Source organism: Gallaecimonas aegicerasi, from assembly GCF_045291545.1.
In the GTDB taxonomy this organism is placed as follows: domain Bacteria; phylum Pseudomonadota; class Gammaproteobacteria; order Enterobacterales; family Gallaecimonadaceae; genus Gallaecimonas.
Map to the genome: position 1 here is coordinate 1,412,195 of NZ_CP149514.1, position 15,610 is coordinate 1,427,804.

17 protein-coding genes are annotated in these 15,610 nt (G+C 55.7%); 4 read left to right on the forward strand and 13 right to left on the reverse strand.

Annotation, left to right across the window (positions count from 1 at the left end; translation table 11 throughout):
- The first annotated feature begins 71 nt into the window (after positions 1-71).
- The gene (locus WDB70_RS06960; protein ID WP_406667956.1) at positions 72-1,256 is read left to right on the forward strand and encodes an aromatic amino acid transaminase; all 1,185 of its coding nucleotides are present in this window, start codon (positions 72-74) and stop codon (positions 1,254-1,256) included.
- Positions 1,257-1,453: 197 nt separating this feature from the next.
- On the opposite strand, the gene WDB70_RS06965 is transcribed toward WDB70_RS06960, so the two are convergent.
- Together WDB70_RS06965 and WDB70_RS06970 are read right to left on the reverse strand one after the other, a co-directional pair.
- Positions 1,454-1,870, reverse strand: a complete 417-nt coding sequence (locus WDB70_RS06965) for an acyl-CoA thioesterase (RefSeq protein ID WP_406667958.1) — start codon at positions 1,868-1,870, stop codon at positions 1,454-1,456.
- A gap of 1 nt (position 1,871) precedes the next feature.
- A complete protein-coding gene (locus WDB70_RS06970; protein ID WP_406667960.1) occupies positions 1,872-2,444 on the reverse strand; it encodes a tRNA-uridine aminocarboxypropyltransferase in 573 nt (190 codons plus the stop codon).
- A 47-nt stretch (positions 2,445-2,491) separates the two neighbouring features.
- Between WDB70_RS06970 and rrtA the strand changes: the two genes are divergently transcribed.
- Positions 2,492-3,049, forward strand: coding sequence for a rhombosortase (gene rrtA, locus WDB70_RS06975; protein ID WP_406667962.1), 558 nt, complete (start codon positions 2,492-2,494; stop codon positions 3,047-3,049).
- Positions 3,050-3,061: 12 nt separating this feature from the next.
- Here rrtA and WDB70_RS06980 read toward each other — a convergent pair whose 3' ends face one another.
- The 11 genes from WDB70_RS06980 to gyrA all read right to left on the reverse strand — a co-directional run bounded on the left by WDB70_RS06980 (position 3,062) and on the right by gyrA (position 14,040).
- Positions 3,062-3,379 carry a ComEA family DNA-binding protein gene (locus WDB70_RS06980; RefSeq protein ID WP_406667964.1) on the reverse strand — a complete coding sequence of 106 codons (318 nt, stop codon included), beginning with the start codon at positions 3,377-3,379 and terminating at the stop codon, positions 3,062-3,064.
- Between the two features lie 60 nt (positions 3,380-3,439).
- The gene (pyrF, locus tag WDB70_RS06985) at positions 3,440-4,141 is read right to left on the reverse strand and encodes an orotidine-5'-phosphate decarboxylase (protein WP_406667966.1); all 702 of its coding nucleotides are present in this window, start codon (positions 4,139-4,141) and stop codon (positions 3,440-3,442) included.
- A gap of 9 nt (positions 4,142-4,150) precedes the next feature.
- Positions 4,151-5,317 (reverse strand): lipopolysaccharide assembly protein LapB, encoded by a 1,167-nt coding sequence (lapB, locus tag WDB70_RS06990; protein WP_406667968.1) that lies wholly within the window; start codon positions 5,315-5,317, stop codon positions 4,151-4,153.
- Between the two features lie 2 nt (positions 5,318-5,319).
- Positions 5,320-5,577: a LapA family protein gene (locus WDB70_RS06995; RefSeq protein ID WP_406667970.1), complete on the reverse strand. Its 258-nt coding sequence runs from the start codon at positions 5,575-5,577 to the stop codon at positions 5,320-5,322.
- A gap of 93 nt (positions 5,578-5,670) precedes the next feature.
- Positions 5,671-5,961, reverse strand: a complete 291-nt coding sequence (locus tag WDB70_RS07000; RefSeq protein ID WP_406667972.1) for an integration host factor subunit beta — start codon at positions 5,959-5,961, stop codon at positions 5,671-5,673.
- A gap of 48 nt (positions 5,962-6,009) precedes the next feature.
- Complete coding sequence (gene rpsA / locus WDB70_RS07005; RefSeq protein ID WP_406667974.1) at positions 6,010-7,683, reverse strand: 30S ribosomal protein S1; 1,674 nt, start codon at positions 7,681-7,683, stop codon at positions 6,010-6,012.
- An 85-nt stretch (positions 7,684-7,768) separates the two neighbouring features.
- Positions 7,769-8,458, reverse strand: a complete 690-nt coding sequence (gene cmk, locus WDB70_RS07010; protein ID WP_406667976.1) for a (d)CMP kinase — start codon at positions 8,456-8,458, stop codon at positions 7,769-7,771.
- 65 nt (positions 8,459-8,523) lie between these two features.
- Positions 8,524-9,795, reverse strand: a complete 1,272-nt coding sequence (gene aroA, locus WDB70_RS07015) for a 3-phosphoshikimate 1-carboxyvinyltransferase (protein WP_406667978.1) — start codon at positions 9,793-9,795, stop codon at positions 8,524-8,526.
- Complete coding sequence (locus WDB70_RS07020) at positions 9,795-10,355, reverse strand: chorismate mutase (RefSeq protein ID WP_406667980.1); 561 nt, start codon at positions 10,353-10,355, stop codon at positions 9,795-9,797. The genes aroA and WDB70_RS07020 overlap by 1 nt, the downstream gene beginning before the upstream one ends.
- Positions 10,348-11,421 (reverse strand): 3-phosphoserine/phosphohydroxythreonine transaminase, encoded by a 1,074-nt coding sequence (gene serC, locus WDB70_RS07025; protein WP_406667982.1) that lies wholly within the window; start codon positions 11,419-11,421, stop codon positions 10,348-10,350. The genes WDB70_RS07020 and serC overlap by 8 nt, the downstream gene beginning before the upstream one ends.
- A 48-nt stretch (positions 11,422-11,469) precedes the next feature.
- Positions 11,470-14,040 carry a DNA gyrase subunit A gene (gene gyrA, locus WDB70_RS07030; protein ID WP_406662813.1) on the reverse strand — a complete coding sequence of 857 codons (2,571 nt, stop codon included), beginning with the start codon at positions 14,038-14,040 and terminating at the stop codon, positions 11,470-11,472.
- Between the two features lie 129 nt (positions 14,041-14,169).
- On the opposite strand from gyrA, the gene ubiG reads away from it, so the two are divergent.
- Together ubiG and WDB70_RS07040 are read left to right on the forward strand one after the other, a co-directional pair.
- Positions 14,170-14,874 carry a bifunctional 2-polyprenyl-6-hydroxyphenol methylase/3-demethylubiquinol 3-O-methyltransferase UbiG gene (ubiG, locus tag WDB70_RS07035; RefSeq protein ID WP_406662815.1) on the forward strand — a complete coding sequence of 235 codons (705 nt, stop codon included), beginning with the start codon at positions 14,170-14,172 and terminating at the stop codon, positions 14,872-14,874.
- Positions 14,871-15,512 (forward strand): HAD family hydrolase, encoded by a 642-nt coding sequence (locus WDB70_RS07040; RefSeq protein ID WP_406662817.1) that lies wholly within the window; start codon positions 14,871-14,873, stop codon positions 15,510-15,512. Before ubiG ends, WDB70_RS07040 begins: the two co-directional genes overlap by 4 nt.
- Positions 15,513-15,610 lie beyond the last annotated feature (98 nt).

The following is a 15,610-nucleotide window of genomic DNA, read 5'->3' on the forward strand; positions in this document are numbered from 1 at the left end:
AACCCACTTAACCTTGGCGGCTAATTCGCTTAGTCTTAGGCCATTGATCCCGCTGTTGTTGGAATACTGAGATGTTCGAAAACCTGCATGCGCTGCCTGCTGATCCCATTCTCGGCCTGTCGGTGGCCTATCAAAACGATAGTAACCCGAAAAAAGTCGACTTGGGTGTTGGTGTTTACAAAACGGAGACCGGCGAAACCCCGATCATGGAAGCGGTCTACCGTGCACAGCGGTACCGGATCGAGCACGAAACCACGAAAACCTATATCAGCAGTGCCGGTCTGCCCGGTTTTAACGACAAACTGGCAAAGCTGGTCTTCGGTGACGACGACGCGGTATTGAATCGTCAGTACACCGTATCGACTCCAGGTGGTACAGGCGCCCTGCGTTTGGCCGCCGAATTCATCAAGCGCTGTAACCCACAGGCAACGGTGTGGGTGACTAACCCAACCTGGGCAAACCATAAGGGGTTGTTTGAAGATGCAGGCCTGACCGTCAAGTCCTACCGCTACTTTGACAAAGATGCATCCTGTGTTGACTTCAATGGCATGACGCTGGACCTGAAAAAAGTTGGCCGCGGTGACATCGTGCTGTTACACGCTTGTTGCCACAACCCTTCCGGCGCCGATCTGAACCAGGAGCAATGGCGGGCTTTTGCTGAACAGGCCAAAGAACAGGGTTTCACCCCTATTCTGGATATGGCCTATCAGGGTTTCGGTAACGGCCTGGATGAAGACGCCTTCGGTATCCGCCACCTGGCCAGCCAGCTCCCGGAAGTGTTGCTGACCACCTCCGGCTCCAAGAATTTTGGCCTGTACCGTGAGCGTATTGGTGGCTTCACCGTCGTGAGTGAAAATGCGACCCGCCGCGATATTGTATCCAGTGTTGTATTAAGTGTGGCCCGGACGCTCTATTCCATGCCGCCGGCACATGGGGCAGCCATTATCGATATTATCCTCGGCTCTGATGAGCTTACTGCCTTGTGGAAGGATGAGCTGGCCACCATGCGAGGCCGTATTCATGAGCTGCGTTCTATGCTGGTTGATAAGCTCCATGCCCGCCAGGACAAAAAAGATTTCAGCTTTATCACCCGTCAGTTCGGCATGTTCTCCTTCCTTGGTATAAGCCAAGAGCAGGTTCGCCAACTCAAGGATGATTACGCTATCTACATGGTCGACTCCAGCCGCATGAATGTAGCCGGGATTAACCATAACAATATTGATTACCTGACAGACGCTATCAGCAATATTCTCTAAGCATAAAAAAGCCGCTCAAATGAGCGGCTTTTTTACAGTTTCACGTTGTGCATTCAGCACAAATGAGCATCTTCTGCCAACTCCACGGGTAACTCTGCGGCTACCTCTTCTTGAAGTTGGTAGTAGGGCTCGTGGCTTTCATGGTATTCCATGGGCCGGCCTCTTTTTGTAGGGTCGGCGCCATTGTAACGTTTTCGTTAATCCTGCTCCAGCTGTTTAGCCATGTGTTTCAACAACTCACCGGCCATCGGCTGTACTTTACCGCTACGCTGATCCAGGCACACAAAAGTCACTTCCGCGTCACAGATGAGGGTGCTGCTATCGTCGTCAAGGACAATACGCTGGCTAATCACCCCGGACTTGTCACCGAGTCGGGCCAGCCTGGTTTGTACACGCAGTTGCTGGCCCAAGGTGGCCGACGCACGAAAGTTGATGTTGATATTCACCACGACAAAAGCCAAACCTTGAGCCTGGAACCAGGCCATATCGCCAGAGGCAGCCATCCACTCCCAGCGGCCCGCCTCGAGAAACTCCAGATAACGGGCGTTATTGACATGCTGATACAGATCCAGGTGAAAACCATGTACTTTAATTGGGGTGTTGTGATACGCCATGTTATTCCTCGTAGTGTTGGCGGGCGGCCGCAGGCAGGCGTTGCCAGGCCCGGGCGATTAACTGTTGAAAAGCCGCATTCAGGGGGCTTATGTCCAATTCCGGTTCGAGCCACGCCAAGGCCTGGCTGACCGCTTCGACAGTACTAAGCGCACCTTTTTTATCACTGCGTCGCAACCGATACTGACTCCCCTGGCCGCTGGCGGGTAAATAACAATGGGGCAAACTGGCCAACACCGGGCTTTGCGCATACAAGCGGTAGGCTTTGCGCCAGGTGCCATCAATCACCACCAACTGCGACGGTGGCTTTGGCAACCGGCTAATGGGGATAGCACCGGGTTGGGGAAATAACACGACGGCATCCGGCGCTAGCCCTTGCCCGTCAGTGGCGGTGCAAACCTTAAGTTGGCAGTGTTTGAGGCTCTGGGTTAACAGCGCCGCAGTGTTTAAAGGGTGCGCTGCTTCACCGGGGTATTGCAGTACGGTGACCGCCGTAGTGTTGGATACCGGCGCCACAAAACTGCAAATGCAATGCAGTTCAAGCCGGTTACAACGATCGCAGCTTGCCCGTGCCATGAACCCCCCTTAGGATGAGAGGCCATTGTAAAGAGAGAACCGTACTGATGCCATATCTGGCCGGGCCAGTTAGCCTGATACTACTGGCCGCCCTGCTAATGTTGCTCCCCCCCCATTATGCCGAGCTTTTGCAATACCAACGCGAAGCCATTCTCCACGGCCAGCTCTGGCGCCTGTTAAGTGGTGACTTTCTGCATACCAATGCCTGGCACCTAGCGATGAACTGTGGCGGCGTAGTGGCTATCGCCTGGTTACATGGTCGTTATTATGACTTTTTCGGTTGGTGGCTACGGGTGCTATACCTGGCCCTGGCCAGCAGCGTTATTTTGCTATTGGCATTTCCTGATCTGCACTGGTATCTCGGGCTATCCGGATTGCTGCACGGTTTAATTGTTATTGGTGCCGGCGAAGACATTCGCCGGGGAGAAAAAACCGGTTACCTGTTACTGCTGGGCGTTGCCGCGAAAGTTACCTGGGAACAATGGCACGGCCCTTCAGCGCAAATCGCGGCACTCATTAATGCACCGGTGGCAACCCAGGCGCACCTGGCCGGAGCAGTTGCTGCCCTGCCGTGGTTATTGCACTGGAAAAAACAAGGGGCCTGAACGGCCCCTTGGTTATTTGAAGCGAATTTTACTGGCGTTCGCGCTGAGAAGCTTATCGCCAATGCCCTTTACGGCTTTGAGTTCGTCAAGGCTGGTAAAGGGGCCATGGGCCTCTCTGTGTTCAACAATAAGCGCTGCCTTTTTCGCTCCGACGCCCTTGAGAATGCGGGCGAGTTCCTCTTGCGAGGCTGAATTAACATTCACTGACTCCTCGAGTTGCTGCACAGCAGGCTCGTTAGCCTGTTCGCTTTGTGCATTAACTGTGGCAGGAGCCATACCACCGGCCAGAATACTGGCCACCAACAGCATTTGATGAAGTGTCCGTTTCATCCGTTATTCCTTTAACTGAGAATGTCCAATGAGCACTTCCTGAGCTCGGCTTAAGTATAGTCAAGATAACAGTGATGCATTGATTTCTTTCAACGCCACGGCCGGTTCTGGTGCCTGGGTGATGGGCCGGCCAATCACCAGATAATCACTGCCGGCGGCGATGGCAGCTGAGGGCGTTAAAATACGTTGTTGATCACCAACATCCGCGCCTACCGGGCGGATCCCCGGGGTAACCAGTTTAAAGGTGGCCCCAAATGCCGCTTTTAACGCTGGCGCTTCCTGTGCCGAACACACCACCCCATCCAGGCCGGCCTGTTGTACTAGCGCCGCCAGTAGTTGCACCTGCTCCCGGGCACTGTTGGCTTTTACCCCTAGCTCTGGCAGCTCTGCATCGGCCATCGATGTCAGCACAGTAACACCGATCAGCAATGGTGCCTTGTCGCCGTAAGGTGCCAGTGCAGCTTTGGCTGCCTGCATCATCTTTAAACCACCAGAGGCGTGCACGTTGACCATCCACACCCCCAGTTCAGCTGCTGCCGCTACCGCCTTAGCCACCGTATTGGGGATGTCATGAAATTTCAGATCCAAAAACACATCAAAACCGCGACTGATCAACTCTTTGACAAATTCAGGGCCAAACAAGGTAAACATTTCCTTGCCCACTTTCAGGCGGCAGTGCTCTGGCGACAACTGCTCCACCAATGCCAGAGCCTGCTGGCGATCAGCAAAATCCAGGGCGACGATAACGGGGTTTGAATCCATGAAAGCTCCTTAATCACCATCCAGGCCGCGGATAGCCTTGATTTGCCCCCACTGCTTACAGGATGGGCAAAGCCAGTGGCGTTTATTGGCCTGAAAGCCGCATTGGCGACAACAATAGGTGGGACGAATACGAATCTGCTGCTCCACCAGCTCGCTGAGCAAATGGAGGCTGCTGCGGGCTGAGGGGTCATCCACTTTTTCTTCTTGATACTCGATTAGGCGGCGAAAACCCTTCAGAGTTGGGTGACGCTTGAGGGCATCCAAGATCAAGGCTTCTGCCTCAGCGCTGCCCTGCTCTGCCTGGCGAATATTGGCCAGTGCCAGCACCAGCGAGGTACTGTCGGCACGATAATAATGCTCTAAAAAATGACGATAACCAGTCACATCCTGGCGCTGGCGGTATAAACGTTCAATTGTTGGCAGGACATCGGTAAGACTGTCGGGATCCGTTTCCGCCACGGCTTTTAGCAGGGTCAGGGCATCATCATTTTTGCCTTGCTCGCACAGCAGTTGCACCAAGCCTTCACGAGCGCGGGTACAGCCCTCATCGTGCTCTAACGCCTGGCGATATTGCTTGGCAGCTTCTTTTCGCTGCCCCTTGTCCAAAGCCATTTCGGCAAGCTGGCAATAAAAGTGCGCCAAAGCTCGGGTCAGGTTGGCTGGGCGCGCCTTACCCATGGCCTTGGTCACTTTAATGGCTTCATCCCAGTCCTTAGTGGCTTGGTAAATGGCCAGCAGTTGCTCCAGGGCATTTTGCCGTAAATCACTATCGTCTTTTAATTCAACGAAGATATTTTCCGCGCGGTCGTACAGGCCGGCCACCATGAAGTCTTGCCCCAGCTCCCACATTGCCAGGTGGCGTTCTTCTTCACTGATGGATTGGCGAGCAACCAGGTTCTGGTGAATACGAATAGCCCGGTCAACTTCGCCACGGCGGCGAAACAAGTTACCCAGTGCCAGGTGGGTTTCCAGTGTCTGGGTATCCACATCCAGCATATCAATAAAGATATCTACCGCTTTGTCGGGCTGATCTGAGAGCAGGAAGTTCAGCCCTTTAAAATAACGGCGAGACAGCTTGTTACGGTGGTTTTCCCGTTTCTGACGTTCACTACGCTGGCCCATATACCAGCCGTAGCCGACGGCAATAGGCAGCATCAGAAACAGAAATTCGATCATGATCAGGCGTCTTTATCTTTCTTGGCTAACTGACGCTCTAAAGCGGCAATTTTCATACGCTGTAACCAGCACTGCATACCCAGCACGATAAAAGCCAGTAAGGCACCCAAGGCAAAGGCAATGCCCAGCCACTGCCCCAGTGACAACGTTTTTTGTGCAATCAAATAGTTAACCGCTACCGGATCCGCATTCTGGGCACCAACGGCCAGAGCCAGAACAAAAATAGCGACGGCTAAAAGCCATTTTAAAAGTGTCAGCACCGCACGCTCCTGTGGGCAAAAAGAAACGACAACATTATCGCCCAAAAGCAGGCCCGGACACAAAAACGGCATGCTTTCGCATGCCGTTTTTATTCACTGTTGAACGCTTTGGTTTACCCTTTCCCTTAATTCCTTACCCGGCTTGAAGTGCGGCACCTGCTTGGCGGGTAGCTGCACAGAGGCACCGGTTTTCGGATTGCGGCCAACACGCGGAGCGCGGTGGTGCAGGGAAAAACTGCCAAAACCCCTGATTTCAATACGCTCACCCTGCTCAAGGGTCTGCGCCATTTGTTCAAGCATTTCTTTGACCGCCAGTTCGATTTCACGGGCTGGTTGGTCAACATACTTGGCGGTTAAACGCTCAATGAGTTCTGACTTGGTCATAAGGGTCATCCTCTACGCTGAACAGGCGGGGTTACCCCCGCCAGGATATCAGTCTTCGCTCTGGGCAGCCTTGAAGGCTTCAGCCATAGCGTTCGGGATAGCCACGTCATCTTGCTTGTTCAGGTGGTCAATCGCTTCACGCTCATCAGCTTCATCCTTAGCACGGATGGACAGCGAGATGGTGCGGTTCTTACGATCAACGCCCATGAACTTCGCTTCAACAGCTTCGCCTTCCTTCAGGACGGCGGAGGCATCTTCAACACGCTCACGCGCGATGTCAGATGCACGCAGGTAACCTTCAACGCCGTCGCCCAGGTCGATGGTCGCGCCTTTGGCATCAACAGCAGTAACAGTACCGTTAACGATAGCACCTTTCTTGTTATCGCTCAGGTAGTTGTTGAACGGATCAGATTCCAGCTGCTTCACGCCCAGGCTGATGCGCTCACGCTCAGCGTCCACTTGCAGTACAACGGCGGTGATTTCTTCACCTTTCTTGTACTCGCGAACCGCTTCTTCGCCAACTGCATTCCAGGAGATGTCTGACAGGTGCACCAGACCGTCGATGCCGCCGTCCAGACCGATGAAGATACCGAAGTCAGTGATGGACTTGATCTTACCGCTAACCTGGTCGCCTTTGTTGAATTTGCCGGCAAACTCTTCCCACGGATTTTGTTTGCACTGCTTGAGGCCCAGGGAGATACGACGACGCTCTTCGTCGATGTCCAGTACCATAACTTCCACTTCGTCACCGAGGTTAACAACCTTGGACGGGTGGATGTTCTTGTTGGTCCAGTCCATTTCAGACACGTGTACCAGACCTTCAACGCCTTCTTCGATTTCAACGAAGCAGCCATAATCGGTCAGGTTGGTTACGCGGCCTTTGAGCTTGTGACCTTCCGGATAGCGCTCGGCGATAGATACCCACGGATCGGCACCCAGTTGCTTGAGGCCCAGAGAAACACGGGTACGCTCACGGTCAAACTTCAGTACCTTAACGTTGATTTCGTCACCAACATTAACGATTTCGGACGGATGCTTAACGCGCTTCCAAGCCATATCGGTAATGTGCAGCAGGCCGTCAACGCCACCCAGGTCAACGAAGGCACCGTAGTCAGTCAGGTTCTTAACGATACCTTTGACTTCCATACCTTCTTGCAGGTTTTGCAGCAGTTGCTCACGCTCAACGTTGTTCTCAGACTCGATAACCGCACGGCGGGAAACCACAACGTTGTTGCGCTTCTGGTCCAGCTTGATGACCTTGAATTCCAGGTCCTTGTTTTCCAGGTGAGCGGTGTCGCGGATCGGACGCACGTCTACCAGAGAGCCCGGCAGGAAGGCACGAATGCCGTCCAGGTCGACAGTGAAGCCGCCTTTGACTTTGCCGTTGATAATACCGGTAACAGTTGCGTTCTCTTCGTAAGCCTTTTCCAGTACCAGCCAGGCTTCGTAGCGCTTGGCTTTTTCACGGGACAGGATGGTTTCGCCGAAGCCGTCTTCTACGGTGTCGAGTGCAACATCAACGATGTCGCCTTCTTTAACCGTCAGCTCACCGCTGGCGTCTTTAAACTGTTCAGCCGGAATGGCGGACTCAGATTTCAGGCCGGCGTCAACCAGAACGATGTCTTTTTGAACGCGAACAACGGTACCTTTAACGATGGAACCCGGGCGGGTTTCGATCTCTTTCAGGCTTTCTTCGAACAGTTGAGCAAATGATTCAGTCATGTGTATCTGCTTAATTAACAAACCATGCGGCATCCGTCCGGCATGGGGTTGTTCATGGATCCCGCTCCTTCCCTGAAGCAGAAACTTAAATGGCCAGCACCGCTACCTTGGTGCTGACTTCCTGCCAGGCCGCATCAAGCACCTGCTCGATGTTCAGATCCGAGGTGTCAATCACCACGGCATCTTCAGCTGGCTTCAGTGGCGCCACGGCACGATTAGCATCGCGTTCGTCACGCTCACGGATCTCGGTTAAAAGACGTTCAATGTTAGCATCCTGGCCGGATGCCAGCAACTGCTCAAAGCGCCGCTGGGCGCGGACTTCGGCGCTGGCAGTCAAAAACAGTTTCAGGCTGGCATCGCGAAAGACCACGGTGCCCATGTCCCGGCCATCGGCCACCAGCCCAGGCTCTTTCTGAAAAGCCCGCTGACGGCGCAATAAGGCTTCGCGCACACGAGGAAAAGACGCCACTTTTGACGCGGTATTGGCCACATCCTGGGTGCGAATGGCAGTGCTGACATCTTCCCCTTCGAGGATCACCTTGATGTGCCCCTGTTGCGGTTCGAACTGCACGTCCAAATGGGCGGCCAGGGGAACCAGCGCTTCTTCATCATCCAACGGACACTGGTGATGCAAGGCCGCCAATGCCAGCACGCGATAGATGGCGCCGGAATCGAGAAAATGCCAGCCCAGCCGGTCAGCCAGTTGCTGACACAGGGTGCCTTTGCCGACGCCACTGGGGCCGTCAACGGTGATGACGGGTGCGGTTCCTGCCATAAAATCCTCCATTGGGGCGCCTCGCTTACCGGCGCCGAGCGCGCGCATTATACGGCAAATGACGCTCAAATGCCCTTCCTGATTTCGCCAAAGCGGCTAAAGAAGGTGGGAAAGGTTTTGGCAGTGCAGCCCGGATCCCGGATGGTGACACCGGCATCGCCCAGCGCCAGTAGCGCAAAACACATGGCCATGCGGTGATCATTGTAGGTGTCGATGACGCCGTGACGCAGCGGCTGTGGAGCGCTGACACGCAAAAAATCCTCGCCCTCCTCTACCTCGGCGCCGACTTTGGCAAGCTCGTTGGCCATGGCAGCCAGCCGGTCAGTTTCCTTGAGCCGCCAGTTGTAGATATTGCGGATCCGTGTTTCACCACGGGCGAACAAGGCGGTGGTGGCCAGGGTCATGGCGGCATCGGGAATGGCATTGGCATCAATATCGATGCCACTAAGTGCTGCCTTGCGAACACGTACCTGATGTTCACCCCAGGTTACCTCGGCGCCCATGGCTTCAAGGGCATCGATAAAATCCACATCACCCTGCAACATGCCCTTGAACAACCCTTTGATAGTGACGTCACCGGCAATGGCACCGGCGGCAGCGAAATAGGATGCGGAGGACGCGTCTCCTTCAACAAAATACTCGCCCGGACTCTGATAAGCCGCATCACCGGCAATTACAAACGTCCGCGCATCAGGCTGCGCCACCTGCACACCAAAGGCCGCCATCAGGCCAATGGTCAAAGCCACATAGGGTTTTGACACCAGCTCGCCATCCACGCGGATAACAACCTCGCCCTGGCATAACGGCGCCGCCATCAGCAGTGCTGATAAAAACTGGCTGGAGAGATCGCCACGCACCGTGACCTGCCCCCCGCCCAAACGCTGGCCATGAATGCGCAGCGGCGGGTAGCCTGGTTCGCCAAGGTAATCAATGCTGGCGCCGAGCTGGCGCAGCGCGTCAACCAGGTCGCCGATGGGTCGCTCGTACATGCGCGGCTCCCCGGTTAATTCAAAAACACCGGGGGTCATTGCCAGCGCGGCGGTCAGTGGCCGCATGGCGGTGCCAGCATTGCCGAGAAAAATAGCCTGATCAGGCTGCTGTGGTTGCCAGGGGCCGGTTACGCTCACCACCCCGCTCTGTTCTTCGCTTTTTATCGCCAACGCCATAAAGGCGCTTCGCATATGGCGAATATCATCGGCATCAAGCAGGTTATGTAACCGCGTCGTGCCATTGCAAAAAGCACTGAGCAACAGCGCACGATTCGACAGGGACTTGGAGCCCGGCATGGTCACCGTTCCGGCAACCTGGCCGCCGGCAGCCAGGGTCAGTTGTTCCATTAGTGATTCCACAGCAAGGGCCAGCGGGAGAACTGCTGACCGGGTTCAATCTGCCAACGCTGCTGGTGTAATCGCAGTGTCAAATCACCATCATTGCAGCCATCAGCTGTCAGCAGCAAAAAAGAGTGCCCTTCATATTCACAACAGGCCGCGGGAAAAAGGCCGCCTAAATCACTTGGCCAGGGCGAAGGTAATAAGGCACCTTGCGCCTGACCCGCAAAAACAGCAGCCAGTGGCTCGCTACTTTCCAACACCTGAGTGTAACGACCCAATAATAACGGCACTAGCTGCGGAGCACTGCTGGCGATGGCAAATTGCCCCTGATGGCCCCGGCACAATGACACCCAGTCACGCACAAACTGCCGTACTACCGGGGCCGGCAGGGCCGCAAAGGCAGCGACCCGCGCTTCGGTTAGGGCAAACTCGCGGGCCGGATCAAACACCCGGCCACCTTTGAGTTCACCAATTTCATCAGCAACTGCCAGGCGCTCTACCAGCAGCGCCAGCAAACTGTTGTCAATATCGTCCAGCTGCTGGCGCAGCGTTGGAATATCAGCCATGCTGCGCGGCAAAGCGGGTCATAAAATCCACCAGCGCCTGGGCACCTTCCATGGGCATGGCGTTGTACATGGAAGCGCGCATGCCGCCAACAAAACGGTGGCCTTTGAGGGCCAGCAGACCTTCGGCTTGTGCAGCCGCCAGGAACTGGTCATTGAGGTTGTCGTCAGTCAGCTGCCAGACCACGTTCATCCGTGACCGGCAACTGGGGTCAACCTGATTCTGATACAAAGCCAGGTGGTCTATAGCGTCATACAGCAGCGCCGCTTTAGCGGCGTTGTGCTGCTCCATGGCCGCGACTCCACCCTGCTCTTTTAGCCATGCAAACACTAGCCCGGCCAGATACCAGGCATAAGTCGGTGGTGTATTGACCATCGACGCTTCCGTTGACTGGCGGCGGTAATCCCAGATGCAGGGCACCACCATGTCATCACGCAGCAGATCGTCACGCACAATCACCACCGCAAGACCCGACGGGCCAATGTTTTTCTGAGCCCCGGCGTAAATCAGGCCGTATTTACTGACGTCAATCTGACGCGACAAAATGCACGACGACATATCCGCTACCAGCGGCACATCCACTGCCGGTTCATCGAACATCTCAATGCCATCAACGGTTTCATTGGGGCAGTAATGCAGATAACGGGCACCATCACGAACGTGGATGTGCTCAGGCAAGCGAATGGGCCGGGCACTCATATCAATTTCGCCGGCAATCGCCACATCACGAAAACGCAGGGCTTCTTCGTAAGCCAGCTTGGACCACTGGCCGGTTATGAGGTAATCGGCTTTTTCGTGCTCTTTGAGGAGATTCAGCGGTACTGCACTGAACTGGCTGCGGCCGCCACCGGCCAGAAACAGCACCCGGTAGTTGTCCGGAATAGCCATCAGCTCACGCAGATCCGCCTCGGCTTTTGCCGCCACCGCCAAAAAGGGCTTATCGCGGTGCGAGACTTCCATCACTGACACACCCTGGCCGTTCCAGTCGATCATTTCCGACTGCGCCTGTGCCAACACCGCCGCCGGCAGCATTGCCGGGCCCGCACAAAAGTTAAATATCTTGCTCATACCACCCTTGCCATCAACAAAAAGCGGCCCTGAAGGCCGCTTTATCTTTTACTCGCTGGCGTCTTCGCCTTCGGGGACGACAGCCTCTTCTTCAACCTCAGCAATACGCTGGAGGCCAACCACCTGTTCGTCGGTACCGGTTCGGATAATGGTCACCCCCTGGGTGTTACGGCCAACCCGCGACACTTCATCCACACGGGTGCGCACCAGCGTACCGCGGTTGGAAATGAGCATGATTTCATCACCCTCTTCCACCGCCACAGCGCCGACAACCTTACCGTTACGCTCGCTAACCTTAATGGATACCACGCCTTTGGTGGCACGGCTCTTCGCCGGGTATTCATTTTGGTCAGTCCGCTTACCGTAGCCGTTTTCAGTGACGGTGAGAATATCGACATTGTCAGTCGGCACCACCATTGACACCACATGCTGGCCATCTTCCAGATTAATACCGCGCACACCGGTGGCGCCACGGCCCATGGCCCGGACCTGCTGTTCACTGAAACGCACCACTTTGCCTTCGTCACTGAACAGCATGACTTCGCTGTTGCCATTAGTGAGCGCAACACCAATCAGGCTGTCGCCTTCATTGAGGTTCACGGCGATGATGCCGCTGGAACGGGGACGGCTGTATTCAGACAGTGCGGTTTTCTTGACCGTACCGTTGGCGGTAGCCATGAACACATACTGGCCTTCGGCATACTCACGCACTGGCAAGATAGCGGTAATACGCTCGTTTTCTTCCAGCGGCAGCAAGTTGATGATTGGCCGACCACGGGCCGTACGGCTGGCCAGCGGCAGCTGATACACCTTCAGCCAGTACAAGCGGCCACGGCTGGAGAAACACAAAATGGTGTCGTGGGTATTGGCTACCAGCAACTGCTCGATGAAGTCTTCATCTTTCATGCGGGTCGCGGCTTTGCCCTTACCGCCACGGCGCTGCGCCTCGTAGTCGGTCAGAGCCTGATACTTGACGTAACCTTCGTGCGACAGCGTGACCACTACATCTTCTTCATTGATCAGATCTTCAATAGAGATATCGGCGGAGGCTTCGCTGATCTCGGTACGGCGCTCATCGCCAAACTGCTCAGCAACGGCCACCAGCTCCTCGCGGATCACCTCCATCAGGCGCTCCGGTGAAGCCAGAATGTGCAGCAGCTCTTTAATGAGATCCAGCAGGCCTTTGTACTCGTCGAGGATTTTCTCATGCTCAAGGCCAGTCAGGCGGTGCAGGCGCAGATCCAAAATCGCCTGGGCCTGTACTTCGGTCAGGTAGTACTTGTTGTCGCGGATGCCGTACTGCGGCTCCAGCCCTTCCGGGCGCGCCGCGTCAACACCGGCACCTTCCAGCATGGCCGCCACATTGCCCAGCTCCCAAGGGGTGCTGATCAGACCCGCTTTGGCTTCTGCCGGGGTCGGGCTTTGGCGAATCAATTCGATGACCGGGTCAATATTTGCCAGCGCAATAGCCAGGCCTTCGAGCACGTGGGCGCGCTCGCGGGCCTTGCGCAGTTCAAAGATGGTACGGCGGGTCACCACCTCACGGCGGTGGTTAATAAAGCATTCCAGCGCATCTTTGAGGTTAAACAGGCGCGGCTGGTTCTGATCCAGCGCCACCATGTTAATGCCAAATACCACCTGCATCTGTGTCAGCGAGTAGAGCTTGTTGAGCACAACTTCGCCGGCTTCGCCGCGCTTAAGTTCGATAACCACCCGCAGGCCGTCTTTATCGGACTCGTCACGCAAAGCACTGATGCCTTCGATGCGTTTTTCCTTGACCAGCTCGGCCATCTTTTCAATCAGCCGGGCCTTGTTCACCTGATACGGCAGTTCGTGCACCACGATGGTTTCACGGCCGCTGTCTTCATTGATGTCAATTTCCGCCCGGGCGCGGATGTAAATCTTGCCCCGGCCGGTATGGTAAGCGTCGTGGATACCTTTTTTACCGTTGATGATGCCCTGCGTCGGGAAGTCCGGCCCGGGGATGTATTCCATCAAATCGGTAATGGTCAGATCCGGGTTATCAATCAGCGCCACACAGCCGCCAATCACTTCTTTTAAGTTGTGCGGCGGAATATTGGTGGCCATACCCACGGCGATACCGGCGGCGCCATTGACCAGCAAGGTCGGCACACGGGTCGGCAGCACATCGGGGATCTGCTCGGTGTTGTCGTAGTTGGGAACGAAATCGACGGTTTCTTTTTCAAGATCGGCCAGCAACTGGTGGGAGATCTTGGCCATCCGCACTTCGGTGTAACGCATGGCAGCGGCAGAGTCGCCATCTACTGAACCGAAGTTCCCCTGACCGTCTACCAGGGTGTAACGCATGGAGAAGGGCTGAGCCATACGCACGATAGTGTCGTAGACCGCAGAGTCACCGTGGGGGTGATATTTACCAATCACATCCCCGACCACACGGGCCGATTTCTTATAAGGTTTGTTCCAGTCGTTGCCCAGCTCGTGCATGGCGAACAGAACCCGCCGGTGCACTGGCTTAAGACCGTCACGGACGTCGGGCAGCGCACGCCCAACAATGACGCTCATGGCATAATCAAGGTAGGAGCTTTTCAGCTCGTCCTCGATATTGACCGGCACAATTTCTTTGGCCAGATCGCTCATCTTGTTCGTCCCTTTAAGGAGGTCTTCCAACAAAGGGAATCACTATACCACATCGACCGCAGTTGACCATGAAAAGGCAGGGCTTTCAGGGCTATAATGGCGCCACTTGAATGCGCTGGAACCGATTGCATGAACAACAACGTTGATAACGCCGAAATTGCCAAGTTTGAGGCTATGGCCCACCGCTGGTGGGATAAAGAGGGAGAATTCAAACCACTGCACCAGCTCAACCCGGTGCGCCTGGCTTTTGTCGAGGAAATGGCTGACGGCCTGGCTGGTAAAAAGGTGGTAGACGTAGGCTGCGGCGGCGGTATTCTCAGCGAATCCATGGCTCGCCTGGGCGCCAGTGTGACCGGTATCGACATGGGTACCGAGCCGCTGAATGTGGCCCGCGCCCACGCCGAGGAGACCGGCATCAAGGTCGATTACCAGCAAATCACCGCCGAGCAACTGGCCGAACAGCACCCCGGCCAGTTTGATGTGGTCACCTGCATGGAAATGCTCGAACACGTTCCAGACCCGCAGTCGGTCGTCAGCGCCTGTGCCACCCTTTGCAAGCCCGGCGGCACGCTGGTGTTCTCAACCCTCAACCGCACCCTCAAGGCCTGGGCGCTGGGGGTCTTTGCTGCCGAACGCATTTTGCGCTGGCTGCCTGCTGGCACCCACGACTACCAGAAGTTTCTGACCCCCGCCGAACTGATGAGCTTTTGCGACCACGCCGGCCTTATACCGCACAAGGCCGTTGGCATGAGCTACAGCCCGCTTACCGGCCAGTTCAGCCGCAGCCAAAAGCTCGACATGAACTACATGGTGGCGGCCGGGAAAGCGTCATGACGGCAGTGCTGTTTGACTTGGACGGCACCTTGCTCGACACCGCCCCGGACCTGTGCCGGGCGCTTAACGAGGTGCTGGCCGCCCATGCCCTGCCCGGTAAAACCCTTGAACAGGTGCGCCCGCACGCCACCCACGGCACCAAAAGCCTGCTGAACCTCGGCTTTGGTGAGGGAGCCTATGAGCAAGAAGAACTGCGCGAGGCCTTCTGGGCCGCATATTTACGCGGTATTTCTGCCACCACCGAACTGTTTGCCGGCGTGGCGGCGCTGATCAATGCACTGGATCAGGCCGCGATCCCCTGGGGCATTGTAACCAACAAAGTCACCCACCTGACCGAAGCAGCCCTGCCCCATTACCCGGCCTTGGCCCGCTGCCAGGCGCTGGTCTGTGGTGACACTCTTAAGGAACGCAAGCCACATCCGGCGCCGCTACTCAAAGCCGCCGAGCAACTGGCGGTGGCGCCCAAAGATTGTTTGTATCTGGGGGATGCCATTACCGACATGCAAGCGGCCCGCGCTGCCGGCATGACCGCGCTGGTAGCCAGTTGGGGCTATGTTGACGACACTCACCCAAGCTGGCCCGCCGATGCAATATTGAGCACGCCTCAGGCCCTCTTGGACTGGTGCCGGATCCCGTGATCGGATCGTGGTTTTTCGGCCTGGAAAATTTCTTTTTTTGCCTTGCAATTTAGTAAATGCAAGATTGCCAAACCTCACTCGGTAAGTGACTACTTACC